Genomic DNA, 24,449 nt, shown 5'->3' with positions numbered 1-24,449 from the left:
CTTCAGCCGCGACAGAGAGCCGGGAATGCTCGTCGCGGCTGAAGCCGCTCCTACGAGAGTGCGAAGCGCCAGCGCTCAGCCCAGCAAGGTCTCCAGCACCGCCATGCGCACCGCCACGCCGTTGGCGACTTGGCGCAGGATGCACGACTGGGCGCCGTCGGCGACCTCGTCGGTGATCTCCACACCGCGGTTGATCGGGCCCGGGTGCAGCACCACCGCGTCCTTTGACGCGCGGCGCAGGCGCTCGGCGGTCAGACCGTACACGCCGTGGTAATCCTCCAGCGAGGTCACCAGGCCTTCCTCCATGCGTTCGCGCTGCAGGCGCAGCATCATCACCGCGTCCACGCCGTCGAGCATGGCGTCGAAGTCCTCGCCGACCACGCAGCCGTCCAGGGTGTCGTCGTCGGGCAGCAGCGCGCGCGGGCCGCACACCCGCACTTCGCCGGCACCGAGGGTGCGCAGCGCATGCAGGTCCGAGCGCGCCACCCGCGAATGCTTGACGTCGCCGACGATGACCAGCTTGAGCTTGGAGAAGTCGCCGCCCTTGGCGTGGCGCAGGGTCAGCATGTCGAGCAGGCCCTGGGTGGGATGCGCGCTGCGGCCGTCGCCGGCGTTGATCAGCGCGGTGCCCTCGCCCGCCGCCTCGGCCAGGCGCTCCACTGCACCGTCCTCGGGGTGGCGCACGACGAAGCCGCGCACGCCCATCGCTTCGAGGTTCTTCAGCGTGTCGCGCGCGGTCTCGCCCTTGCGCGTGGACGAGGTGGAGGCGTCGAAGTTCAGCACGTCGGCACCGAGCCGCTGCGCGGCCAGCTGGAACGAGCTGCGGGTGCGCGTGGACGGTTCGAAGAACAGCGTGCACACCGCGGTGCCGGCCAGCACGCTGCGCTTGCCGACCCGGCCCACCGCCGCGTCGCGGATCTGTCCGGCGCGGTCCAGCAGTTGCAGCAGCGTGGCGCGCGGCAGCCCTTCCAGGGTCAGCAGGTGGCGCAGGCGCCCGTTCGAATCGAGTTGCGGATCAGTCATGGCAGGTCCGGGCAGTGGATCAGGGAGGGGGAAGGGCGTCGTCGGGCGCGGCCAGCCAGCGCTCCACGATCACCGCGGCGGCCACCGCGTCCAGCGCGGCGGCGTCGCGGCGGCGCTTGCGGCCGGCGGCACGGTCCACCGCGAAGCGTTGCGCGGCCTCGACCGAACTGGAGCGTTCGTCGACCAGCACCACCGGCAGGCGGTAGCGCGCGCCGAGTTCGCGGGCGAAGGCATGCGCGCGCTTGCGGTTGGGCTGGTCGGCGCCGTCGAGGGTGAGCGGATCGCCGACCACCAGGCCGTGCGGCCGCCATTCGGCATGCAGGCGATCCAGCGCCGGCCAGTCCGGCCCCTGCGCGTGCACGTCGATCACCGCCAGCGCCCGCGCGCCGTTGCCGAACGGGCTGCCGACGGCCACGCCGATGCGGCGGTGGCCGACGTCGAAACCGAGCACGGTGCCGTCGCGGCGGATCGTCGCGGGCGCGGCGCTGGCGGGCGCCGGCGCGCCAGGCTCGGGCAGGCCGGACTCAGGCATGCCCGCTGTAGTCGGTGAGGCGGAACAGGTCCACGCCGATGCGCCCGGCCGCGGTCTGCCAGCGCCGCTCCAGCGGCAGTTCGAACAGCAATTCGGCGTCGGCCGGCGCGGTCAGCCAGCTGTTCTCGCCCAGTTCGTATTCCAGCTGGCCGGCGCCCCAGCCGGCGCAGCCCAGCGCGACCACCGCATTGCGCGGCCCTTCGCCGCGCGCCATCGCCTCGAGCACGTCGCGCGAGGTGGTCAGGAACAGGCCGTCGGCGAACGCCAGGCTGGAATCCCAGCCGTGCGCGCCGTCGTGGATGACGAAGCCGCGTTCCGGATGCACCGGCCCGCCGCTGAGTACCACCTGCTCGCGCAGCACGGCGTCGATGGTTTCGATGCCCATCTGTTCCAGCACTTCGCCCAGCGTGTATTCGGAGGCGCGGTTGACCACCACGCCCATCGCGCCGTTCTCATCGTGCTGGCAGATCAGCGCCACGCTGCGGGCGAAGTTGGGATCGGACAGCGCCGGCAGCGCGATCAGCAGTTGGTTGGCCAGAGGCGTGGGCAAAGCGGACATGGCCCCATTCTATCGTCCCTCCCGCATGCGCGCTGCGCCGGGCTGCGGCGGGCTGCCATAATCCGCCCGATCGCGGCCCCGACCGATCGCCCAGGAGCAAGCACGCATGGACACGCCCCCCGACCTGCCACGCCAGACCCGCGCCTTCATCGTGCTGGTGGCCTTGCTGCAAGGCGCGCTGCTGTACCTGGCGCAGCGCGGCGCCGAGAGCGGCCTGTGGCCGTTCGGCTCCCTGGGCGGACAGGTGTGCTGGTACACCCTGGTGCTGACCGTGCCGACCATGACCCTGCTGTCGGTGCGGCACCTGGGCGCGCCGCGCCTGTGGCAGCACACCATCGCGCTGGCGGTGCTGGTGACGGCCCTGTCCGCCTGGGCGGTCTGGAACGCCACCGGCGCGCCCGGCCTGCGCCCCGGCCAGGTGCTGGGCCCGTTCGGTGCCACCGTGGCGCTGGCGATGTTCGTGCTGCTGCCGTGGCTGCAGTGCCGGCTGCAGCACGGGCGCTGGCAGGCGCCGTACCGCGACCTGTTCGAACACGCCTGGCAGAACGCGCTGACCCTGGCGCTGGCGCTGCTGTTCGTGGGGATCTGCTGGCTGGTGCTATGGCTGTGGGGCGCCTTGTTCGCGCTGGTCAAGCTGACCCTGTTCTACGACCTGTTCCGGCAGACGGCCTTCATCTACCTGGCCACCGGCACCATGTTCGGCCTGGGCATCCTGATCGGCCGCACCCAACAGCGTGCGGTGCAGGTGATGCGGCAGATCCTGTTCGCGATCTGCACCGGGCTGCTGCCGCTGCTGGCATTCGTGGCGGTGCTGTTCGCGTTGAGCCTGCCGTTCACCGGCCTGCAGACGCTGTGGGAGACCCGCGCCGCAGCCAGCATCCTGATCGCGGTGGTGGCCACGCTGGTGGTCTTCGTCAATGCGGTGTACCAGGACGGCACGGCCGACGTGCCCTACCCGGCCTGGCTGCAACGGGTGATCGACGCCGGGCTGCTGAGCCTGCCGCTGTATTCAGGGCTGGCGCTGTACGCGTTGTGGCTGCGCATCGGGCAGTACGGCTGGAGTACCGAGCGCTTTGCCGGGGTGCTGGTCGCGGTGGTCGCCTGCGGCTACGCATGCGGTTATGCCTGGGCGGTGCTGCGGCCGGGTGCGCGCTGGCTGCAGCCACTGGCGCCGGTGAACCGGGTGCTGTCATGGGTGGTGATCGGCCTGGCACTGGCGGCCTGCTCGCCGCTGCTGGACCCCTACCGCATCGTCGTCGGCAACCAGCTGCAGCGCCTGGCCGACGGCCGCACCAGCGCGGCGCAACTGGATCTGGCCTACCTGCGCTTCGACAGCGGCCGCCGCGGCTACCGCGCCGTGCAATCGCTGCGCGAAGTGCCTGCGTTCGCCGACGACCCGGTGCAGCGCGAGCGCCTGCAGCGCATGCTGCAGCGCCAGCAGCGCTGGGGCGGCGACAACGACGATGCACCGCGCAGCGCCGATCCGCTGCAGGTGCGCCAGCGCATCGCGCTGGCCGCGGGCAGCGCCGACCCCGGCGCCGCGTGGTGGCAGGCACTGCTGGCCGGAAAGATCGAGGACGGCAACTGCCGACGCGAGGGCGCGCAGTGCGTGGCGCTGCGCCGCGACCTGGACGGCGATGGCCACGACGACGTGCTGCTGTGCGACGCCAGCGTCGGCTACGGCGTCGAATGCCGCATCCACACCGACGTGGGCAACGGCTGGAGCGACGTGGCGCGAACCCACTTCTTCCCGCGCCGCGGCGACAACGCCGATGCGCTTTACCAGGCGTTGCGCGACGGCAAGCTGCAGTTGCTGCCGCGGCGCTGGCCCGACCTGCAACTGCCCGGGACCCGGCGTACCGAGGTGTACCCTGCCGACCCCAACGACCAGACCGATTGACGGATGTCCGCCGCATGAGCAGCTATTGCGATATCGCCCCCGGGCACCCGGTGCACGGCCACTACCACGACCACGAGTACGGCGTGCCGCAACGCGCCGAAGCCAACCTGTTCGAGCGGCTGGTGCTGGAGATCAACCAGGCCGGATTGAGCTGGGAGCTGATGCTGAAGAAGCGCGCCGGCTTCCGCGCCGCCTACGCCGGGTTCGACGTGGACACGGTGGCGGCCTTCGGCGAGGCAGACGTGCTGCGCCTGCTCGGCGACGCCGGCATCATCCGTAACCGGCTCAAGGTGCAGGCCGCGATCCACAACGCGCAGGTGATCCAGGGCCTGCGGGCCAGCCACGGCAGCTTCGCCGCGTGGCTGGACGCGCAGCATCCGCGCAGCAAGGCCGAGTGGATCAAGCTGTTCAAGCGCACCTTCCGCTTCACCGGCGGCGAGATCACCGGCGAGTTCCTGATGAGCCTGGGCTACCTGCCCGGCGCGCACCGCGAGGACTGCCCGGCGTTCGCCCGCATCGCGCAGATGGATCCGCCGTGGATGCGCGCCGGCTGAGGCCACCGCGACGCGCGGACCGGCACGACGCCGCCTTGCCGCGGCCTGCACGGGCGCTGCACGAGGCCGCCGGCATGGTCGGCGCATGGCCTTGCGCATCGGCATTTCCGGCTGGCGCTATCCGCGCTGGCGCGGCGTCTTCTACCCGTCCGACCTGATCCAGCGGCGGGAGTTGGAATACGCCGCGCAGTGCTTCCGCTCGGTGGAACTCAACGGCTCGTTCTATTCGCTGCAGACCCCGAAAAGCTATGCCGCCTGGCACGACGCCACGCCGCGCGACTTCGTGTTCGCGGTCAAGGGTCCGCGCTTCGTCACCCACCTGAAGCGGCTGCGCGACTGCGAGCAGCCGCTGGCCAATTTCTTCGCCTCCGGCCTGCTCGCGCTCGGGCCGAAGCTGGGGCCGCTGCTATGGCAGTTGCCGCCGTCGCTGGCCTTCGACCACGACCTGCTGGACACCTTCCTGGCGCTGCTGCCGCGCACCAGCGAGGCCGCCCTGGCGCTGGCGCGCAAGCGCGACGCTGCACGCATGCGCGACCGCAGCCTGCTGCAGATCGACCGCAATCGGCGCCTGCGCCATGCGCTGGAAGTGCGCCATCCCAGCTTCGCCACGCCGGAGGCGGTGGCCTTGCTGCGCAAGCACCGCGTGGCGCTGGTGCAGGCCGATACCGCCGGCAAGTGGCCGTACCTGGAAGACGTGACCGCCGACTTCCTGTACCTGCGCCTGCACGGCGATGCGCAGCTCTATGCCAGCGGCTACGACGACAAGGCCCTCGACACCTGGGCCCGGCGCATCGAGGCCTGGCACCGCGGCAGCGAGCCCACCGACGCGCAGCGGGTCGGCCCACGCGCCCAGGCGCGGGTACGCCGCGACGTGTACTGCTACTTCGACAACGACATGAAGGTGCATGCGCCATTCGACGCACGGCGCCTGGCGCAACGGCTGGGCGTGCCGACGCCGTGCCCGGCGCGCGGCGACAGCGACGGCGACGGTTGAGGGACATTTCGCATCATGCGGATTTGCGGCGATGCGGTCATACGCACCAGCGCCTTGCGCGACGACGATCTGCTGCAGCTCTCACACGCCCATGTAGCGGCCAGAGCGGTGGTTGAACATCAGCACGAGGCTCAGCACCACCGCACCGATCGCCGAGTACAGCACCTGCTGCGGCGCCAGCAGCCAGAACGCCACCGCCATCAACGCCGCGTCGAAGCTCATCTGCACCTTGCCCGCGCTCCAGCCGCGGCTGCGCTGCAGGTAGACCGCGAGGATGCCGACGCCGCCGAGGCTGGCGCGGTGACGGATGAAGAACAGGATGCCGAGCCCGACCAGCGCGCCGCCGACCAGCGCCGAGAACAGCGGCGTCATCGTCGCCCACTGCGCCCAGCGTGGCAGCAGGTCGGTCAACAGGCCGCAGGCGGCCACCGCGGCGAAGGTCTTGAGGGTGAACTCCCAGCCCATGCGCCGCACCGACAGCCAGTAGAACGGCAGGTTGACCAGCACGAACATCAGTCCGAAGTTCCAGCCCAGCGCGTAGTGCAGCAGGAAGGCCACGCCGGCCATGCCGCCGATCATCAAGCCGCCATGGGCGAACACCGCCAGGCCCAGCGAGGCCACCAGGGTCGCCAGCAACATGCCCTGCACGTCCTCGGCCACGCTGTGACGCAGCGCGCGCGCATCCTGCACGGTGCCGGCCGAATCCGGCGGCGGGGTCAGCGGCCCGGCGGTGACGACGGTGCCGTCGTCGGGCAACGGGTCCAGGTCCGGACGCAGATCGGAATCGGGAAGGCTCACGGGAGGGGGCACGGCGTGGGGGGCGGTATTAGACACCAGCCGGGAGGTGGTTGCACATGAAACTTTGATGGCTGCGTGCATGGCGACGGTTGCATGGGCGAACGCTCAGCGTGCTCCGCCAGCCAACGCCAGCCTATCGAGTCGGCAAGTCGACCTTGATGTGGTGCTGCACCCCGGCGATCGCCACCACCATCCCCACCATCACCAGCAGCGCTACTGGCCCGGCGATCGCCAGCCACGTCCAGGTCCAGGCGTTGAACCGTTCGGCCGGGCTGCGCGGCAGGCCGCGTGCCTGCTTGAAGCGGGCCAGACGCTGGTTGACCAGCAGCACCGGCGTCCAGCTCAACAGCGTCAGCAGCGACAGCGCCGAGGGCCACGCGCCCAGCAGGCTCAGGCAGACATAGGCCAGCGCCGGCCCCAGCCAGCCAACCAGCGCGCCACCCTGCACGCCGATGGTGCGTTCCAGCCCGCGGAAGCAGGCGAACACCCAGAGCAGCGAGAACACCGACCGCCACACCGGCGAGACCCGCCGGCGCCCGGACAGCAGGCGCAACGCGCGCCAGTTGCGGTAGAACCAGTACAACGCATACCAGCCGAAGCTGGTCGCGCACAGCAAGGCCAACTTGGTTGCCGATGGCGCGAACAGCGTGGACAGGGGATCGATGGGGGCGACAGCGGGCGCGGCGTCAGGCAGCGCGGCGGCAGGGGCGGCGTACGGGTTATCTACTGGCATGTGTGGCATTCCTGGCTGACCGCCCCCTCATCCGCCCCTGCGGGGCACCTTCTCCCAACGGGAGAAGGGAGCCAAAGCCCCTCTCCCTCCGGGGCGACGGGGTGCCGCTTGCGCGCCGCTGGCGCGCGCACCCTGGCGCGCCCGCGCCGCAAGCGCGGGCCGGGGCGCGGAGCGGGGGTTGGGGTGAGGCTCCGGCGCGAAGCGTGTCGCTGAAACAAGACCATGAGGCTTCGTCCTCCCCTCATCCGCCTTTTGGGCCCCTTCGCCCGAGAAGGGGGCCATGGTCCGCGGGAGAAGGGGAACAATCAGCGAACGGCCACGGTGCGGTGCTGCCGTTTGTCCGCGTACATCGCCGCGTCGGCGCGTTCGAGCAGTTCCTCCAGCGCCTCCGCGTCCAGATCCCGGCGGTGGCACAGGGCCAGGCCGAAGCTGGCCGACAGCCCGGTCGCAAACCCGTCGTCCTCGCCAGGCTTGGCAAGCGCCGCGCGCAACGTGTCGATCAACGCGTCCGCCCGCTCCGGCGTGGTCAGCGGCAGGTACAGCGCGAACTCGTCGCCGCCGCGGCGCCCGAGCAACTGCCCCGGCCGCAGACAGTGGCGGCAGCGCTTGACGAAGGCGCGCAAGGCCGCATCGCCGGCGGCATGTCCGAACTGGTCGTTGATCGCCTTGAGGTTGTCCATGTCGGCGACGATCACCGCCAGTGGACGCGGATCCTGCGCAGCCAGTTGCAGATCGTTGAGCACCTGCTCCAGGAATCCGGTCCGCGACAGCGCCCCGGTCACCGGATCGCGCACCAGCGCATGGCGCAGCCGCGTGTTGTCGGCGTAGAGCCCGGGAACGGCCAGGCCGAAGTAGCTGTTCGCCGCCAGGCTGATCATGGCGAACTGCAGCGCGAGCGCCTGCGCCTCGAGCCGCAGCAACGGCGTGGCGACGGCGATCAGCAGGCTGAAGGCGGCGATTGCCGTCAGCGCCTGCAGCATCCCGTGGGTATGCACGATCCACAACTGGATCACCACCACCACGAACAGCGCGAAGACCACCGCCGGCTGCCGCGGCAACACCGCCGCAAGCGCCATCACTGTCAGAGTGACGCCGAGCAGCAGCGCGAGCTTGACCAGGTAGGCAGAGACGCTTCCGGCCGGTTCGATCATCCCCGACAAGCGCGGAATACCTGGCTGCGGCACGATCTGCAGCCGCTCGGCCAGACGCAGCACCGCGACGATCGCCAGCGGGCCGAGCGCCAGCAGGCCGGCGTAGTCGCCGATCGCCCACGGGATCAACTGCGCCAGCATGCTCGGCAGGTCGATGGCGCCGGTGACCACCAGCCCCGCACCGCCCAGGCAGGCGGACAGCAACGAGGCCACCCCGCCCCCGAGGATGAAGCAGGTGACCGCGCGCGGCAGGCTGCTCGAGGACACAACCCGGCCGACGCGACGCAGCAGCCAGGCCAGCCCGCCCCAGACGCAGAACTGTTGCGCGGTGAACAGCAGTGCATACGACAGGACCGCTCGGTCGGGGACGGCGGGATGAGCGCTCGTGCGATAGAAGCTGAGCAGCGTGGCCAGCACGCAGGCGATGGCGATCGCCGGCGCGCCGCGCCAGCCCAGCACCATGAACGTCGCCAACGTCACCGCCACCGGCGGAAACCACAGGCTCGCATGCGGCTGATAGTCCAGCACCCGCGCCAACTCGAAGACCGCCAGCCACGCCACCACCAGCACGGCCGACAGCACCAGCAGCGCGGCGGGACGGCGCGGCGCCGCGGCGCGCGTGCGAGACGGCGCCTCGGCGTCCCAGCCGGTCATCCATCGGCCTCCTGCCGGCCACGGCCGATGGCCGAACCGGGGCCGGCGAACGCCCTGACCGTGCTGTCGTCGCTGCCGCCCACCACCACCGTCGCACCGCTGCACAGACGGATCGGCCAACTCATGTTGTCCGTGCCATAGGACCATTGCAGGGTGCCGTCGATCGCGTTCCAGAGCGTGAACGCGCCAGGCGTGGCGTCGGGATGGCCATCGGCCAGCCCCAGCCACTGTCCGCCCGGGTCGAACGCCAGGCAGTTGGGCGAATGCGCGCTGTGCGCGGTCCACTGCAGCGTCGCCGCGGTGCCGGCATCGGCGTACACGGCAACGACGCCGCCGCCCTTGAGGTTGCCGGCGATCGCGACCTTGTCGCCGGCACGGTCGCAGGCCAACCCGTAGATGGTCGTCGCGCCCTCGGGCACCGTCGCGGTCCAGGCCGGCGCGGGCGCGGACGCATGCTGGAACGTCGCCACGTCGAACGCGTACAGCGTGCCGTCGCTGGCACCGACATAGGCCCGGCGCCCATTGCCGGACAGCACCGCGGCATGGACGCTGACGTGCGTGGGCAACTGCCAGCGCGCCAGCGCCGTCGGTTGTCCGGAGGCGATCGAGAACAGGATGATCTCGCCCTGCGCGCTGGCCACCAGCCCGGTCGCGCCGTCGGCGGCGATGCCGGTGGCGATGACGCTGTCGCCGTTGCTGTCGCCGCCAGCGGTCAGCGCAATGCACGCGGGCGTGGCGGCGAAGGCCCCGGCGCCGTCGCGGCAGAACAGATAGCCCTGCTCGGCGCCGGCCAGCAACGTCCGCCCGCACGCGTCCAGCGACACCATGTTGCCGCGACCGGGGAGCGCGAAGGACAGCAGTTCCTCGCCGCCGGGGACCGCCCAGGCGCTGATGAAGCCCGCATACGGCGCCTTGCTCTTCCAGCCGCAGCTCGCCACGGTGCCGCCGTCCGCCGCCACGTCGACCCAGTACACGCCCTGCCAGCCGTCGAACTCCTGCGTCAGCAGCGGCTTGCCGGTCCGATCCCAGGCGTAGGTGCCGAAATGCCCGTCCTGGTCGTCGCGCACATCGGTCCGCGTGGCCGCCGGTGCGGTGCGTTCGAAGATCTTGCGTTGCGCGACCGGCACCGCGTCCATCCCGGGAATCTGCGATGCGGGGCCGTAACGGTGGAAAAAGGTGCCGGCGACGATGACGTTGCCATCGTCGGACACCGCCACCGAGTTGATGTAGTAGCCGGCGTGCGGCTGTGTCGACCAGAGCAGTTCAGGCGCGTCGTTCATGCGGCTTCTCTCCCTTCGGCTGAAACGTCCGCGATGGACTTCCGGCGGACGGCTGACTGAAACACGACACCTGTGAACGCACCGGAGCCAGCCGCTGCGGCGGGGGCGCCGGCCATCGCAGCGAGCGCCCGGCCTTACGCTCGCGTGCAGGACCGGCTCAGCGCACCTCGGCGATCTCGACCCCGTCCAGGCCCTGCGCCAAGGTGCGCGCGTCGCCGCCCTGGGCCAGCTTGATGCGCAGGCGCACCTCGTTCTGCGAATCGGCGTGGCGCAGCGCATCCTCGTAGCTGATCTCGCCGGCCTGGTACAACTCGAACAGGCTCTGGTCGAAGGTCTTCATGCCCAGGTTGGTGGACTCCTTCATCACGTCCTTGAGCTTGTGGATCTCACCTTCGCGGATGTAGTCCTGCACCAGCGGCGTGCCGAGCATGATCTCCATGGCCACGCGGCGGCCCTTGCCGTCCGGGGTCGGGATCAACTGCTGCGCGACCACGCCGCGCAGGTTCAGCGACAGGTCCATCAGCAGCTGGCTGCGGCGGTCCTCAGGGAAGAAGTTGATCACGCGGTCCATCGCCTGGTTGGCGTTGTTGGCGTGCAGCGTGCACAGCACCAGGTGGCCTGTCTCGGCGAAGGAGATGGCGTGGTCCATGCCCTCGCGGGTGCGCACCTCGCCGATCATGATCACGTCCGGCGCCTGGCGCAGCGTGTTCTTCAGCGCGTTCTCCCAGCTGTCCGTGTCGATGCCGACCTCGCGCTGGGTGATGATGCAGCCCTCGTGCTTGTGCACGAACTCGATCGGGTCCTCGATGGTGATGATGTGCCCGGTGGAGTTCTGGTTGCGGTAGCCGATCATCGCCGCCAGCGAGGTCGACTTGCCGGTGCCGGTGGCGCCGACGAAGATGATGATGCCGCGCTTGGTCATCGCCAGGGTCTTGATCACCGGCGGCAGATTCAGCTCGTCCACGCTGGGAATGCGCGTCTCGATCCGGCGCAGCACCATGCCCACCTGGTTGCGCTGGTAGAAGCAACTGACGCGGAAGCGGCCGACGCCCGACACGCCGATGGCGAAATTGCACTCGTGGGTCTTCTCGAACTCCTCGCGCTGCGACGGCGTCATCACGTTCAGCACCAGGTCGCGGCTCTGCTGCGGGGTCAGCGGCGTCTGCGTGATCGGGGTGATCTTGCCGTGCACCTTCATCGCCGGCGGCATGCCCGAGGTGATGAACAGGTCCGACGCCTTCTGGTGCGCCATCAGTTTCAGGAAGGAGGTGAAGTCGATGGTGCTCATGGCGTGCTCCTTCGGAACCGGGATTGGGGATTCGGGATTGGGGATTGGTAACAGCGGGCATCCTGGGATCGGAGAGACCCGCTTTTGCGAATCCCCAATCCCGAATCCCCAATCCCGGCTACTCGAACAACCGCTTGTCCTTGGCGTACTCGCGGGCCTGGTTGCGGGTGATCAGGCTGCGCTTGACCAGGTCCTGCAGGTGCTGGTCCAGGGTCTGCATGCCGTTCTGCTGGCCGGTCTGGATCGACGAGTACATCTGCGCGACCTTGTCCTCGCGGATCAGGTTGCGGATGGCGGGGGTGCCGACCATGATCTCCCAGGCTGCGGTGCGGCCGCCGCCGACCTTCTTCAGCAGCGCCTGCGAGATCACCGCGCGCAGCGATTCGGACAGCATCGAACGCACCATCGGCTTCTCGCCGGCGGGGAACACGTCGATGATGCGGTCGATGGTCTTGGCCGCCGAACTGGTGTGCAGGGTGCCGAACACCAGGTGGCCGGTCTCGGCCGCGGTCAGCGCCAGGCGGATGGTTTCCAGGTCGCGCAGCTCGCCGACCAGGATGATGTCCGGGTCTTCGCGCAGCGCCGAGCGCAGCGCCTCGTTGAAGCCGTGGGTGTCGCGATGCACCTCGCGCTGGTTGATCAGGCACTTCTGCGAGGTGTGCACGAATTCGATCGGATCCTCGACGGTGAGGATGTGGCCGTATTCGTTCTTGTTGATGTAGTCGATCATGCCGGCGAGCGTGGTCGACTTGCCCGAACCGGTCGGCCCGGTGACCAGGATCAGGCCCTGCGGCTGGTCGATCAACTGGCGGAAGATCGGCGGGCACCCCAGGTCTTCCAGGGTCAGCACTTCCGAGGGAATGGTGCGAAACACCGCGCCGGCGCCGCGGTTCTGGTTGAACGCGTTGACGCGGAAGCGTGCCAGGCTGGGAATCTCGAACGAGAAGTCGACCTCGAGGAATTCCTCGTAGTCGCGGCGCTGCTTGTCCGACATGATGTCGTAGACCAGCGCGTGCACCTGCTTGTGGTCCAGCGCCGGGATGTTGATGCGGCGGACGTCGCCATCGACCCGGATCATCGGCGGCAGGCCCGCGGACAGGTGCAGGTCGGACGCTTTGTTCTTGACCGAGAACGCCAATAGTTCAGCGATATCCATACGCTGCTTTTCCCCTTGGGCTGCGACTGGAAGGATGATTCCCCGGCCGGCAGTATAGCGCCCTTCCCTTTGCCGGAACGCCGCCGTGCCCCTCTCTCCGCTGCACCAGATCCGCCTGGACATGAACCGCGCCGCCGACGCCGCAGGGCGGCCGCACGCGCAGTTGCTGGCGGTGTCCAAGACCCAGCCGGCCGAGGCCGTGGCGGCGCTGGCCGCACAGGGCCAGCGCGCCTTCGGCGAGAACTACGTGCAGGAAGCGGCGACCAAGATCGCCGCGTTGGCCAATGCCGGTCTGGAATGGCATCTGATCGGCCACCTGCAGTCGAACAAGGCCGAACAGGCGGCGACGCTGTTCGACTGGGTGCAGACCGTGGACCGGCCCAAGCTGGTCGCCGCCCTGGCCAAGGGCCGCGCCGCCGCATCCGCGCCGCTGAACGTGCTGATCCAGGTCAACATCGACGACGAGGCCAGCAAGCATGGCTGCCAGCCCGAGGCCGTGGACGCGCTGGCCGCAGCCATCGCCGCGCAGCCGAGGTTGGCGCTGCGCGGGTTGATGGCCATTCCCGCACCGTGGCCGGAGGCCGAACGCCGCATCGATGCGTTCGCGCGCATGCACGCCCTGTTCGAGCGGCTGCGTGCCGCCCATCCGCAGGTCGACACCTTGTCGATGGGCATGAGCGGCGACTTCGCCGACGCCATCGCCGCCGGCGCCACCATGGTGCGGGTCGGCACCGCCTTGTTCGGTGCGCGCGGTCCGCGTGCTGCGGGGTGAACCGGCTGCTGCCGCGCCGCATCAGCGCATCACTTGTGACACTGTGATGATTTGTCTACAGCCGCTTCAAAAACGATTCACCAACATCGGAATTCTGTCGTAGCCCATCTCGTTGAAAAAAATAGTGTTTCGAGATGAATGAAAGGTTCGCTCCGACAGTGCTTGCTGAACCGTGCGACACGGTTGCGAACCGTTAATTCAGTCACGTTTCAGATGCGCGCGCTTCGGCTTCCATGGCGGCGACCGCGGGTCATCCGCAGTCCATCGCCGAATGCGCTCGGCTCCAACGAGGTCACAGATGCAAGCATCCACCCGATTGCTGTTCGCCTCCTGCTTCATGGGTCTGCTGCACGTCCCCGCGGCACTGGCCGCGCCGACGGCGACGCCGGCCTGGACCAATGAAGAAGCGATGATGTCGCCCGCCGAAGTCCAGGCGCGCACCGCCTGGCGCGAAACCATGGCGCATCAACCGACACCGGCGGAAGGCTGCTTCCATGCCAACTTCCCCGATACGCAGTGGCAAACGGACGTCTGCAAGACCCTGACCCGCCGTGTGCATCCGATCCCGCACAAGATCCTGTTCGGCGCCACCGAAACCACCGGCAACGGCTACGACTACGCGCTGCGTTCCAGCAGCCTCATCAGCAAGGCCGTGGGCAGCTTCCCGCAGGTCACCGGCGTGACCTCGGAACAGGGCGTCGGCGTGGCCTCCTTCGGCGGCGGCGGCATCCTCGGCCCGAACGAGTACTCGCTGCAGATCAACTCCAACTACAACGCCACCACCAGCGTCTGCGGCGGCCGCTCCGGCTGCACCGTGTGGCAGCAGTTCGTCTACGCCACCGACTACGAGACCCAGGGCCAGGCCGCGGTGTTCATGCAGTACTGGTTGATCGGCTACGGCAGCAGTTGCCCGAGCGGCTGGATGAGCGGCGGCGGCTCGGACTGCTACCGCAACAGCAATGCGGTCAGCGCGCCGGACGTGCCGGCCACGCAACTGGCCAACGTCAAGCTGACCGGTTCGGCCACCGCCAATGGCAACGACACCATCACCTTCACCAACAACGGCACCGCTTACAGCGTCAGCGCCAAGGACAGCGTGGTCAAGCTGGCCACGGTGTGGAAGGACGCCGAGTTCAACGTGGTGGGCAACGCCGGCGGTTCCAGCGCCAACTTCAACTCCGGCTCGTCGATCACGGTGAAGGTGGCCGCCACCAACGGCTCCACCGCCGCCCCGACCTGCGCGGCCAATGCCGGCAGCACCGGCGAGACCAACAACCTCAACCTGGGCAGCTGCTCGACGGCCGGCGGCAGCACGCCGTCGATCACCTTCACCGAGTCCAACTGAGGCCCCGCGCCAGACCGCACGCAGCGGCTGGCGCGTTCTCTCCTGCACGATCCGGTTGCGCCGCACCGCAGCACTGCGGCGCGGCGCAGCCGCTACCATGGCGCTCCCTCTTCGCGACGGTGTTGCGCCATGGCTTCCGCTTTTCCAGATTCCCACGCAGCCGACATCGCCTTCATCGGCGGCGGCAACATGGCGCGCAGCCTGATCGCCGGCCTGGTCCGGCAGGGTGCCGACCCGCGCCGCATCCGTGTGGCCGAGCCGGTGGCGGCGCTGCGCGAGGCCCTGGTCGCCGACTACGCCGTCCACGCCGTCGCCAGCGCGGCCGAGGCCGCCGACGGCGCCGCGCTGTGGATGTTCGCGGTCAAGCCGCAGGTGCTGCGCGGGGTTTGCACCGAACTGGCCGCGCTGGCGCAGGCGCAGCGGCCGCTGCTGGTGTCCATCGCCGCCGGCATCACCACCGCGCAACTGGACCGCTGGCTCGGCGGCGGCCACGCCCTGGTGCGCGCGATGCCCAACACCCCTGCCCTGCTCGGTGCCGGCGTCACCGGCCTATTCGCCAGCGCCGGTGTCGACGCCGCGCAGCGCGCCCATGCCGAGCACGTGCTGGCCGCCGCCGGGGTCACCGTGTGGGTCGCGGACGAGGCGCTGATCGATGCGGTCACCGCCGTGTCCGGCAGCGGCCCCGCCTATGTCTTCCTGCTCGCCGAGGCGATGGAAGCGGCCGGCATCGCCCAGGGCCTGCCCGCCGACACCGCGCGCACCCTGACCCTGCAGACCGTGCTCGGCGCGGCGCGCATGCTCACCGAGTCCGGCGAGGCGCCGAGCGAACTGCGCCGCCGGGTGACCTCCCCCAACGGCACCACCCAGGCCGCGATCGAGACCTTCCAGCGCGGCGGCTTCGAGGCGCTGACCGCGGCCGCGATCGCCGCGGCGGCGGAACGCGGCCGTGCCCTGTCCGCCGCCAACGACGACTGAGCGCAGCGAACACCAGGCGGCGCGGACGGCGCCCGGAATCCTCATCCACCACGCGTACACTGCAGTTCCTCCGCGCCGTCCGCGCCCACCTGGCGACTGCGCGCGACGATGTGTTAGCCACTCCAACCCGGAGAACGCCGATGCGTGTCCTGCCCGCTGCGCTGCTGTGCCTGGCCCTGGCCGCCTGCTCGGACCAGGACAGCCCACGTCCGGCGACACTGCTCGCCGCCACGCCGGCGCAGGCCGATTTCGGCGCGCTGCGCGTGCACTACAACGCCTTGCCCACGCTGGCGATGAGCGAGGACGTGGCGCATCGCTACGGCATCGCCCGCGAGGCCGACACTGCGCTGGTGATGATCGCGCTGCGCACTCTGCACGGCGGTGAGGAAACGCCGGCGGTCGGCACGGTAGACGTGGTGGCGACCGACCTCAGCGGACAACGCCAGCCGGTGGCGCTGCGCGCGGTCCGCACCGATGCCTACACCGACTACGTCGGTACGGTGCGCAGCAGCGCCCACGATCAGCTGCGCTTCGTGGTGAAGGTCCGCAGCGCCGACGGCGCCGGCACAGTGCGCTTCACCCGTAATTTCTAGCGCGCGTAGCGTCCCGCGCGCGCCTTCCCAGCCGTAGGAGCGGCTTCAGCCGCGACCGGGCGTTACCGGGAAAGCCCGGTCGCGGCTAAAAGCCGCTCCTACGGACAACCCGACATACGGATACCGATCAAGGTGATCACAGGTGCGCGTTGTGGGAGGGACTTCAGTCCCGACTGCATGCCGCGTCAGGCAACTGCCCTCTTCGCTCTTCGCGCTGACGGGCGCGGTGAAGCGCCACGTCTCCACCATGCTCGACAAGCTCGGTAACCGCGACGGCCACCTGCATCGCGTCGGGACTGAAGTCCCTCCCACACCGTCCCGATCCCACATGGCGGCGCCGTCGCGTGCCGTAGGAGCGACTTCAGCCGCGACCGGGCGTTACCGGTAAGGCATGTCGCGGCTGAAGCCGCTCCTACAGACAAACCGACCTATGCATACCAGGGCGATCACAGACGCGCGTTGTGGGAGGGACTTCAGTCCCGACTGCATGCCGCGTCAGGCAACTGCCCTCTTCGCTCTTCGCGCTGACGGGGCGCGGTGAAGCGCCACGTCTCCACCATGCTCGACAAGCTCGGTAACCGCGACGTCCACCGGCATCGCGTCGGGACTGCAGTCCCTCCTACATCGTCTCGATCCACATTGCGGCACCGTTGTGCGCAGGGGCGCGGCAACCGCAGCGACATCGCGCGGTTACCGTACGCAGGACGCGCCGCTCACTCCTCCGCCCAGCGTTGCGGCCCATCGCCGTGCGCGGCCAGGGTATCGGCCGGGTTGCTGAGCCGGCAACGGCGCAGCGACAGGCAGCCGCAGCCGATGCAGTCGGTGAGCTGGTGGCGCAGGCGGGTCAGTTGCAGGATGCGCGCGTCCAGTTCCTCGCGCCAGGCCGCCGACATCCGCGCCCACTCCGCGCGGGTCGGTGTGCGCGCGTCGGGCAACTGCGCGAAGGCGGCCTTGACGCTGTCCAGCGGCACGCCGACGCGTTGCGCCACGCGGATCACCGCCAGCCGGCGCAGCACGTCGCGGGTGTAGCGGCGCTGGTTGCTGGCGGTGCGCATGCTGCGGATAAGGCCCTTGCTCTCGTAGAAATGCAGCGCCGACACGGCCACACCGCTGCGCGCGGCAACTTGCCCCACGCTCAGTTCCTCCTGCATCGCTTGACCTCGAGTCCGGTTGAGGTTGCATGCTGCACGGCCTGCACGCGCCCACGCAAGTCGTCGCCGGCAGATGTCCATCCGTTCTCCCAGGTACTCCGATGCAAGACCACGCCGCTGCCGCCGATGTCCCGTCCACTCCTGTCGCTGCCGGTTCCGTGCTGGCGCCGGCCTATCGCGCCACCACCATCGGCATGGTCGCGCTGGTGTCGCTGATCGCCTTCGAAGCGCTGGCGGTGGCCGCGGCGATGCCGACCGTGGCCGGCGAACTGCAGGGCCTGCGGCTGTACGCGCTGGCCTTCGGCGGCACCCTGGCCACCAGCGTGATCGGCATGACCGTGGCCGGACGCTGGAGCGATCTGCATGGGCCGGCGGCGCCGCTGTGGACCGGCCTGGCCTGCTTCGTCTGCGGCCTGCTGCTGGCCGGCTTCGCCCCGTCGATGACGCTGCTGGTGGCCGGTCGGCTGGTGCAGGGCCTGGGTGCCGGCGCGATCTCGGTGGTGCTGTACGTGCTGGTCGCGCGGCTGTATCCGCAGGCGATCCGCCCGCGCATGTTCGCCGCGTTCTCCGCCGGCTGGGTGGTGCCGTCGCTGATCGGCCCCAGCATCAGCGGGCTGATCGTCGAACACGTCGGCTGGCGCTGGGTGTTCCTGGCAGTGCCGCTGCTGGCGCTGCCGGCGGCGGCGATGCTGTGGCCGGCGTTGCGGCGCCTGCCGCCCGCCGCGAGCGCGGACGGCGCCAGTGGCGCATCGCGGCTATGGTCGCTGGGTGCGGCGGCCGGCGTCTGCCTGCTGTACCTGGGCGGCCAGCAGCGCGGGCTGTGGGCGGCGCTGCTGCTGCCGGCGGCGCTGGTGCTGTTGGTGCTGTGCACCTGGCGATTGCTGCCTGCCGGCACCCTGCACGCCGCGCGCGGCCTGCCCAGCGTGATCGCGCTGCGCGGCGTCGCCGGCTCGGCGTTCTTCGGCTGCGAGGCGTTCCTGCCGCTGCTGCTGTCGCGCGAACGCGGGCTGTCGCCGGTGTGGGCCGGCGTGGCGCTGAGCGCCGGCGCGCTGGGCTGGTTCGCCGGCTCTTGGTACCAGGGCCACTACGGCCGCGACGCCACCCGCCTGCGGCGGCTGCAGCTGGGCTGCACGCTGATGGCGCTGGGCATCGCGACCACGACGCTGGCGCTGCTGCCGTCGGTGCCGGCGGCACTGGCGATCGGCGGCTGGACCGCCACCGGCCTCGGCATGGGCCTGATCTATCCGACCCTGGCGGTGCTGACCCTGACCCTGTCGCCGCCGGCGCGGCAGGGCCGCAACAGTTCGGCGCTGCAGTTGAGCGAAGCGATCGCGGTGGCGACCACGCTGGCGGTCGGCGGCTCGCTGTTCTCTGCGCTACTGACCTACTCGGCGGCGGCGGCGTACCTGTCCACCTTCGCCGTCGCCGCGCTGATGGCCCTGCTCGGCCTGGGCATCGCCGGCCGGACCCAGCCGGCGCCAGGCTAGACCGTGTCGTCCATTCCCGCGCACGTCGCGCCGTGCTGGCGCACACGTGCGGCAGAGACGAGCGAGGCAACGATCCTCTGCCCGCACCCGAACGATGACGCGGCCATGGACGCGGGATTGCGGTGCTTCTGCTGGGGCCTGGCCGGTGTGCACCTGCCAGACGACGCGGCCTGCTCGGGGATCGAGAAAAGCGCTACGTCGCGCCCACGCCCCTGGCCCAGGCCTGGATGATGTCGGCGATGGCGCGCACGCCGTCGGTGAGCGCGGCCGGCCCCGGCTGCAGGATCAGCGGCGACTTGATCTCGAACAGTTGTCCGTCGCGCACCGCCGGCATCGCCGCCCAGCCCGGCCGCGCGGCGACGCGCTCGGGGCGGAAGCGCTTGCCGCACCAGGAGCCGAGGATGATGTCCGGCGCGCGCCGCACCACTTCGTCGCCATTGGCGAGGATCCGCGCCTTGGCCAACGGCTGCACCGACAGCTCCGGGAACACGTCGTCGCCGCCGGCGATACCCACCAGTTCGGCGACCCAGCGGATGCCGGTGATGATCGGCTCGTCCCATTCCTCCAGATATACCCGGGGCCGCCGCGGCAGCGTGGCGGCCTGCGCGGCGATGGCATCGAGGCCGCGCTGCAGATCGTCGGCGTAGTCCATGGCGCGCTGGCCGGCGCCGACCAGCGCGCCGAGCCGGCGGATGTAGTCGAGGATGCCGTCGACGCTGCGGTGGTTGGCGATCCACACCTCCACGCCGTGCCGCACCAGTTCGGCGGCGATGTCGGCCTGGATGTCGGAGAAGCCGATCGCCAGGTCCGGCTGCAGCTTGAGGATCTCGCCGATCTTGGCGCTGGTGAAGGCGCTGACCTTGGGCTTGTCGCGACGCGCCTGCGGCGGGCGCACGGTGAAGCCGCTGATGCCGACGATGCGCTGCTGCTCGCCGAGCGCGTACAGCGTCTCGGTCGGCTCTTCGGTCAGGCAGACGATGCGCTGCGGGCCCATGCTCAGCGCGCCTCGTGCGGGCACGCATGCGCCGCGGCGGCGGTGCCGCGGCAGGCCGGGCCGGCGCCGCTCACGGGAACAGCATCCGCTTGCTCCAGTGGCCGGCGGCATCGGCTTCGTAGCGCCAGCGTTCGTGCAGCCGGTACTTGGCGCCGTACCAGAACTCGAAATTGCGCGGCACCACGCGGAACCCGCCCCAGCCATCAGGACGCGGCACTTCGCGGCCCTCGAAGGTGGCCTCGGCCTTGGCCACGCGCTCCTCGAACTCCTCGCGCGATTCCAACGTGCGCGACTGCGCCGAGGCCCAGGCGCCGATCTGGCTCATGCGCGGGCGCGAGGCGAAATAGGCGTCGGCTTCGGCCGCAGCGACCAGTTGCACCTCGCCGTCGATGCGCACCTGCACCCCGTCCTCGCGCATGCGCCGCCACAGGAACAGCAGCGAGGCCTGCGGATTGGCCTGCAGTTCGCGGCCCTTCTGGCTGTCCAGGTGGGTGTAGAACACGAAGCCGCGCGCGTCGTAGGCCTTGAGCAGCACCACGCGCGACGAGGGGCGTGCCTCCAGCGTGGCCGAGGACACGACCATGGCGTTGTATTCGGCCTCGTCGCTGGTGCGCGCCTCGGCGAACAGGTCGGCGAACGTGGACAGGGCTTCGGCGTAGAGATCGGGCATGGCGACAGGCACTCGGCGGACGATGCGCCATTGTCGCGCCATGCACCGCGCGACGCACGCCTCGCCGCACGACGGCAAGCGCACGGGGCCTGCGCAGCGCGCGAGGCGGCGCCAGTCTCTGCTAGCATCGGCGGATGAATCCCGCCCCCAACTTGGTGCTGGTCGGCCCGATGGGTGCCGGCAAGAGCGTCATCGGCCGCCGCCTGGCCGAGCGCTTCGGCCTGGTCTTCGTCGACAGCGACCAGACCATCGTCGAGCGCACCGGCGCCAGCATCGCCTCGCTGTTCGAGCACGCCGGCGAAGCCGGTTTCCGCGAGCACGAGCGCGCGGTGCTGGAAAGCATCCTGAGCACGCCCGGCCACCTGATTTCCACCGGCGGCGGCGCCGTGCTCAATGCCGACAGCCGCCGCGAGATGCGCGAACACGGCTTCGTGGTGTACCTGCGGGTCGGCGTGGCCGCACAACTGCAACGCCTGCACCGCGACCGCAGCCGCCCGCTGCTGCAGCGTGGCGACCGCGAGCAGGTGCTGCGCGACCTGCACGCGGTGCGCGAACCGCTGTACCGCGAGGTCGCCGACCTGATCCTGGACACCGATCACTTCACCCCGGCCGAAGCCACCGCACAGCTGGTCGTGCGCCTGGCCGCGTCGTGGAAACTTCCGGAACCCACTGCATGACGGCAGCATCGCGCACGGTCCAGGTCGCTGGCGACCCGGCCTACACCATCCACATCGGACCCGGCCTGCTCGACGACGGCGCCGCCCTCGCCGCGCACGTGCGCGGCCGCCACGTGCTGCTGCTCAGCGACAGCCAGGTGGCGCCGCTGTATGCCGCGCCGGTCCGCAGCGCGCTGCTGGCGGCACGCCCGGAGCTGCAGATCGGCGAGTTCGTGATCCCCGCCGGCGAAGCCTCCAAGACCCTGGACCACTTCGCCGCGGCGATCGCTGCGCTGGCCGCCCTCGGCGCCACCCGCGACGCCTGCGTGCTGGCGCTGGGCGGCGGCGTGGTCGGCGACCTGGCCGGCTTCGCTGCCGCCTGCTGGATGCGCGGCGTGGATTGCGTGCAATTGCCGACCACGCTGCTGGCGATGGTCGACTCCTCGGTCGGCGGCAAGACCGCGGTGGACATCCCGCAGGGCAAGAACCTGGTCGGCGCCTTCCATCCGCCGCGCGCGGTGCTGGCCGACACCGCCACGCTGCGCAGCCTGCCGCCGCGCGAACTGCGCGCCGGGTTGGCCGAGGTGATCAAGTACGGCGCCATCCGCGACCCGCTGTTCTTCGAATGGCTGCATGCCGAACGCCGCGCACTGCTGGCCGGCGAGCCGGCCGCGCTGGCGCAGGCGATCGCGCGCAGCTGCGAACACAAGGCCGAGATCGTCGCCCGCGATCCACTGGAGAAGGGCGAGCGTGCCCTGCTCAACCTTGGCCACACCTTCGGCCACGCCATCGAGACCGAACAGGGCTACGGCGCCCCGGACAACGCCAACCTCAACCACGGCGAAGCAGTGGCGGTGGGCATGGTGCTGGCCGCCGAGCTGTCGGCCCGGCTGGGCATGGCCGGCGCGCAGGACACGGCGCAGCTGCGCGCGCTGCTGCACGACTTCGGCCTGCCGACCGCGCTGCCGGCCGGGCTGGCACCGGAGGCGCTGCTGGCGCGCATGCGCCTGGACAAGAAGAACCTGGCCGGACGCCTGCGGCTGGTGTTGTGGCGCGGCATCGGCGACGCCGAGATCGTCCCCGACGTGGACGAGGCCGAGGTGCTGGCGGTGCTGGCCGCCGGCTGAGCCGGCGCATCGCTTACGCCACAGCCGTCCACGCGCGCCGGTCGTGCCGGCGCGCCTGCACATGTCCCTACCCGCACTCAGCGTGCCTGCCGCCACGCGCGCGGGGTCTGCCCGACCTGCGCCTTGAACACGCGCGACACCGCGGCCTCGCTGCCGTAGCCCACTTCGTCGGCAAGCTGCTTCAGCGGTCGCCCTTCGCGCAGGCCGCGTTGCACCAGGGCGATGCGCCAGTCCTGCAGGTACTGGCCCGGCGTGCAGCCGAGGGTCTCGCGAAAACTGCGCGCGAACGCACTGCGCGACATGCCGGCACGGGCCGCCAGGCTCTCCAGCGTCCAGGGCTGCGCCGGGGCGTCGTGGATGCCGGTCAGCGCCAGCCGTAGCCGCGCATCGGCCATGCCGGCGAGCATGCCGCCGTCGGCGAGCCCCTGCTCCATCAACTCGCGGATCACGTGCACCAGCACCACCTCGAACAGCCGGTTCAACACCGCCTGGCGCCCGCAATGCTGCGCGAAGGCTTCCTCGAACAGGAGGTGCAGCAGCGCCTCGCCCTGGCGCAGCGCGTCCAGCGGCAGGCAGATGCAGGCTGGCAAGGCGCGCACCAGCGGATTGGCTGCGCCACCACTGAAGCGCAGGTGCGCGCAGGCGAAATCCGCACCGCGTTGCGCATCGATCTCGAAGCGATGCGGCATGGCCTGCGGGTACAGCAGCAGACTGGGTCGATCGATCCGCAGCACCTGTCCGTCGCCGTTGTGGACGACCACGCTGCCCTCGCGCAGCAGGTGCAGTTGCCCGCGGTCGCCATCGTCGAGCCGGTGCAGGCCGCACAGGGTGCCGGCGTGGAAGACCTCGGCGCTGACCGAGAAGTGGGTCAACAAGGCGGCCAGGCGGTCGGTCACTCAGGACTCCAGGTAAAGTTTCATGGACGATTCGCCACCTATCGTACCGCCCTGGCGCGCAAAGTCACTCCTGTCGCCGGCATCTCGCCCGGCATGCCCCAGGAACCGCCATGAAGACCCTGCTCCCCTTGCTCGCCACCTCGCTGCTGGCCGGCGCGATCGGCACCGCCACCGCCGCAACGCCCGCCGATCAGCCCGCGCCGTTGCGCCCGGTCGCGAAGTTCCTCGATGCGCTCAACAGCAGCGGCGGCAAGCCGATCGAGCAGCTCACCCCGGCGCAGGCGCGCCAGGTGCTGGTCGGTGCCCAGGCCAATACCCCGTTGCCGCCGGCCGAGGTCAGCCGCACCACCATCCAGGCCGACGGCAAGCCGCTGAACCTGGTGATCGTGCGGCCGCCGCACACCACCGGCCAGGTGTTGCCGGCCTTCATGTTCTTCCACGGCGGCGGCTGGGTGCTGGGCGACTTCCCGACCCACGAACGCCTGATCCGCGATCTGGTCAACGCCTCTGGCGCGGTGGCGGTCTACGTGGACTACACGCCGTCGCCGGAAGCGCAGTACCCGGTCGCCATCCACCAGGCCTATGCCGCCACCCGCTGGGTCGCCGAGCACGGCGCGCAGATCGGCGTGGACGGCAAGCGCCTGGCGCTGGCCGGCAACAGCGTCGGCGGCAACATGGTCGCGGCCGTGGCGCTGCAGGCCAAGGCGGCCGGAACGCCGGCGCTGCGCTACGACCTGATGCTGTGGCCGGTGACCGACGCCCGCTTCGACGACGGGTCGTACCAGCAGTTCCAGAGCGGCTACTTCCTCACCCGCAACATGATGACGTGGTTCTGGGACAACTACACCACCGATCCCAAGGCCCGCGCCGAGATCACCGCCTCGCCGCTGCGCGCGACCCCGACGCAGCTCTCCGGCCTGCCGCCGACGTTGATCCAGACCGCCGAGCTGGACGTGCTGCGCGACGAGGGCGAAGCCTTCGGCCGCAAGCTGGACCAGGCCGGGGTGACGGTCACGGTGACCCGCTACAACGGCGTGATCCACGATTTCGGCCTGCTCAATGCCCTGCGCGACGTGCCCGCGGTGCGGACCGCGATCCAGCAGGCCGGCGACGGGCTGCGCGAACACCTGAAGTAAGCGCCCGCTGGGCGGCACGCCATGC

At 70.4% G+C, this 24,449-nt stretch carries 24 protein-coding genes and 1 other RNA gene; 12 read left to right on the top strand and 13 right to left on the bottom strand.

Translation table 11 applies throughout. From position 1 onward, the window contains the following. Positions 1-75: 75 nt before the first annotated feature. From GGR64_RS10755 to GGR64_RS10745, 3 genes are read right to left on the bottom strand one after another with little or no spacing between them, the layout of a single operon-like run. Positions 76-1,023: an aspartate carbamoyltransferase catalytic subunit gene (locus tag GGR64_RS10755; protein ID WP_184645728.1), complete on the bottom strand. Its 948-nt coding sequence runs from the start codon at positions 1,021-1,023 to the stop codon at positions 76-78. 19 nt (positions 1,024-1,042) lie between these two features. After that, the gene (gene ruvX / locus GGR64_RS10750; protein ID WP_184645912.1) at positions 1,043-1,540 is read right to left on the bottom strand and encodes a Holliday junction resolvase RuvX; all 498 of its coding nucleotides are present in this window, start codon (positions 1,538-1,540) and stop codon (positions 1,043-1,045) included. A 7-nt stretch (positions 1,541-1,547) separates the two neighbouring features. Next, complete coding sequence (locus GGR64_RS10745; protein WP_184645727.1) at positions 1,548-2,114, bottom strand: YqgE/AlgH family protein; 567 nt, start codon at positions 2,112-2,114, stop codon at positions 1,548-1,550. A gap of 106 nt (positions 2,115-2,220) precedes the next feature. Between GGR64_RS10745 and GGR64_RS10740 the strand changes: the two genes are divergently transcribed. From GGR64_RS10740 to GGR64_RS10730, 3 genes are all read left to right on the top strand, one after another. Next, complete coding sequence (locus GGR64_RS10740) at positions 2,221-4,014, top strand: DUF4153 domain-containing protein (protein WP_184645725.1); 1,794 nt, start codon at positions 2,221-2,223, stop codon at positions 4,012-4,014. Positions 4,015-4,028: 14 nt separating this feature from the next. Further along, the gene (locus GGR64_RS10735) at positions 4,029-4,568 is read left to right on the top strand and encodes a DNA-3-methyladenine glycosylase I (RefSeq protein ID WP_184645724.1); all 540 of its coding nucleotides are present in this window, start codon (positions 4,029-4,031) and stop codon (positions 4,566-4,568) included. A gap of 85 nt (positions 4,569-4,653) precedes the next feature. Then, a complete protein-coding gene (locus tag GGR64_RS10730) occupies positions 4,654-5,562 on the top strand; it encodes a DUF72 domain-containing protein (RefSeq protein WP_184645722.1) in 909 nt (302 codons plus the stop codon). An 81-nt stretch (positions 5,563-5,643) separates the two neighbouring features. On the opposite strand, the gene GGR64_RS10725 is transcribed toward GGR64_RS10730, so the two are convergent. From GGR64_RS10725 to GGR64_RS10700, 6 genes are all read right to left on the bottom strand, one after another. After that, positions 5,644-6,360, bottom strand: coding sequence for a YitT family protein (locus GGR64_RS10725; protein WP_184446859.1), 717 nt, complete (start codon positions 6,358-6,360; stop codon positions 5,644-5,646). 133 nt (positions 6,361-6,493) lie between these two features. After that, the gene (locus tag GGR64_RS10720) at positions 6,494-7,093 is read right to left on the bottom strand and encodes an MFS transporter permease (protein WP_184645720.1); all 600 of its coding nucleotides are present in this window, start codon (positions 7,091-7,093) and stop codon (positions 6,494-6,496) included. Between the two features lie 305 nt (positions 7,094-7,398). Next, positions 7,399-8,898 (bottom strand): diguanylate cyclase, encoded by a 1,500-nt coding sequence (locus GGR64_RS10715; RefSeq protein WP_184645718.1) that lies wholly within the window; start codon positions 8,896-8,898, stop codon positions 7,399-7,401. Next, on the bottom strand, positions 8,895-10,178 hold the full coding sequence (locus GGR64_RS10710) for a PQQ-binding-like beta-propeller repeat protein (protein ID WP_184645716.1): 1,284 nt from the start codon (positions 10,176-10,178) through the stop codon (positions 8,895-8,897). The genes GGR64_RS10715 and GGR64_RS10710 overlap by 4 nt, the downstream gene beginning before the upstream one ends. Positions 10,179-10,335: 157 nt before the next feature. Beyond that, positions 10,336-11,466 (bottom strand): PilT/PilU family type 4a pilus ATPase, encoded by a 1,131-nt coding sequence (locus GGR64_RS10705; RefSeq protein WP_160971017.1) that lies wholly within the window; start codon positions 11,464-11,466, stop codon positions 10,336-10,338. 118 nt (positions 11,467-11,584) lie between these two features. Then, the gene (locus GGR64_RS10700; protein ID WP_160971019.1) at positions 11,585-12,622 is read right to left on the bottom strand and encodes a type IV pilus twitching motility protein PilT; all 1,038 of its coding nucleotides are present in this window, start codon (positions 12,620-12,622) and stop codon (positions 11,585-11,587) included. Between the two features lie 85 nt (positions 12,623-12,707). Here GGR64_RS10700 and GGR64_RS10695 point away from each other — a divergent pair, with 85 nt between their 5' ends. The 5 genes from GGR64_RS10695 (at position 12,708) to GGR64_RS10675 (ending at position 16,307) form a co-directional block, all read left to right on the top strand. Further along, complete coding sequence (locus GGR64_RS10695) at positions 12,708-13,394, top strand: YggS family pyridoxal phosphate-dependent enzyme (RefSeq protein ID WP_326520327.1); 687 nt, start codon at positions 12,708-12,710, stop codon at positions 13,392-13,394. 316 nt (positions 13,395-13,710) lie between these two features. After that, positions 13,711-14,739: a hypothetical protein gene (locus tag GGR64_RS10690; protein WP_160971027.1), complete on the top strand. Its 1,029-nt coding sequence runs from the start codon at positions 13,711-13,713 to the stop codon at positions 14,737-14,739. 129 nt (positions 14,740-14,868) lie between these two features. Beyond that, positions 14,869-15,714, top strand: a complete 846-nt coding sequence (gene proC / locus GGR64_RS10685) for a pyrroline-5-carboxylate reductase (RefSeq protein ID WP_184645714.1) — start codon at positions 14,869-14,871, stop codon at positions 15,712-15,714. 43 nt (positions 15,715-15,757) lie between these two features. Beyond that, a non-coding RNA gene (locus GGR64_RS10680) (sX9 sRNA) lies at positions 15,758-15,833 on the top strand. A gap of 21 nt (positions 15,834-15,854) precedes the next feature. Next, complete coding sequence (locus GGR64_RS10675; RefSeq protein ID WP_184645712.1) at positions 15,855-16,307, top strand: DUF4426 domain-containing protein; 453 nt, start codon at positions 15,855-15,857, stop codon at positions 16,305-16,307. A 713-nt stretch (positions 16,308-17,020) separates the two neighbouring features. Here GGR64_RS10675 and soxR read toward each other — a convergent pair. Further along, complete coding sequence (gene soxR / locus GGR64_RS10670; protein WP_184645710.1) at positions 17,021-17,458, bottom strand: redox-sensitive transcriptional activator SoxR; 438 nt, start codon at positions 17,456-17,458, stop codon at positions 17,021-17,023. Between the two features lie 101 nt (positions 17,459-17,559). Here soxR and GGR64_RS10665 point away from each other — a divergent pair, with 101 nt between their 5' ends. After that, positions 17,560-18,945 carry an MFS transporter gene (locus tag GGR64_RS10665; protein WP_160965472.1) on the top strand — a complete coding sequence of 462 codons (1,386 nt, stop codon included), beginning with the start codon at positions 17,560-17,562 and terminating at the stop codon, positions 18,943-18,945. Positions 18,946-19,138: 193 nt separating this feature from the next. Here the strand turns inward: GGR64_RS10665 and GGR64_RS10660 are convergent, their stop codons facing one another. Then, entirely contained in the window at positions 19,139-19,939 is an 801-nt protein-coding gene (locus GGR64_RS10660) for a cobalamin-binding protein (protein ID WP_184446866.1), read from the bottom strand. Positions 19,940-20,009: 70 nt separating this feature from the next. Beyond that, entirely contained in the window at positions 20,010-20,609 is a 600-nt protein-coding gene (gene pdxH, locus GGR64_RS10655; RefSeq protein ID WP_160965474.1) for a pyridoxamine 5'-phosphate oxidase, read from the bottom strand. A 134-nt stretch (positions 20,610-20,743) separates the two neighbouring features. Here pdxH and GGR64_RS10650 point away from each other — a divergent pair, with 134 nt between their 5' ends. Beyond that, positions 20,744-21,286, top strand: coding sequence for a shikimate kinase (locus GGR64_RS10650; RefSeq protein WP_017910873.1), 543 nt, complete (start codon positions 20,744-20,746; stop codon positions 21,284-21,286). Continuing rightward, positions 21,283-22,392 (top strand): 3-dehydroquinate synthase, encoded by a 1,110-nt coding sequence (gene aroB / locus GGR64_RS10645; protein ID WP_184645708.1) that lies wholly within the window; start codon positions 21,283-21,285, stop codon positions 22,390-22,392. Before GGR64_RS10650 ends, aroB begins: the two co-directional genes overlap by 4 nt. Positions 22,393-22,469: 77 nt before the next feature. On the opposite strand, the gene GGR64_RS10640 is transcribed toward aroB, so the two are convergent. After that, positions 22,470-23,288: an AraC family transcriptional regulator gene (locus tag GGR64_RS10640; RefSeq protein WP_184645706.1), complete on the bottom strand. Its 819-nt coding sequence runs from the start codon at positions 23,286-23,288 to the stop codon at positions 22,470-22,472. 110 nt (positions 23,289-23,398) lie between these two features. Here GGR64_RS10640 and GGR64_RS10635 point away from each other — a divergent pair, with 110 nt between their 5' ends. Continuing rightward, positions 23,399-24,424, top strand: coding sequence for an alpha/beta hydrolase (locus tag GGR64_RS10635; RefSeq protein WP_184645704.1), 1,026 nt, complete (start codon positions 23,399-23,401; stop codon positions 24,422-24,424). Positions 24,425-24,449: the final 25 nt, after the last annotated feature.

Source organism: Xanthomonas sp. 3307 (assembly GCF_014199735.1).
GTDB classification, from domain to species: Bacteria; Pseudomonadota; Gammaproteobacteria; order Xanthomonadales; family Xanthomonadaceae; genus Xanthomonas_A; species Xanthomonas_A rydalmerensis.
The sequence above is the reverse complement of the archived record's forward strand: the minus strand, read 5'-3'. Positions and strand labels throughout refer to the sequence as shown.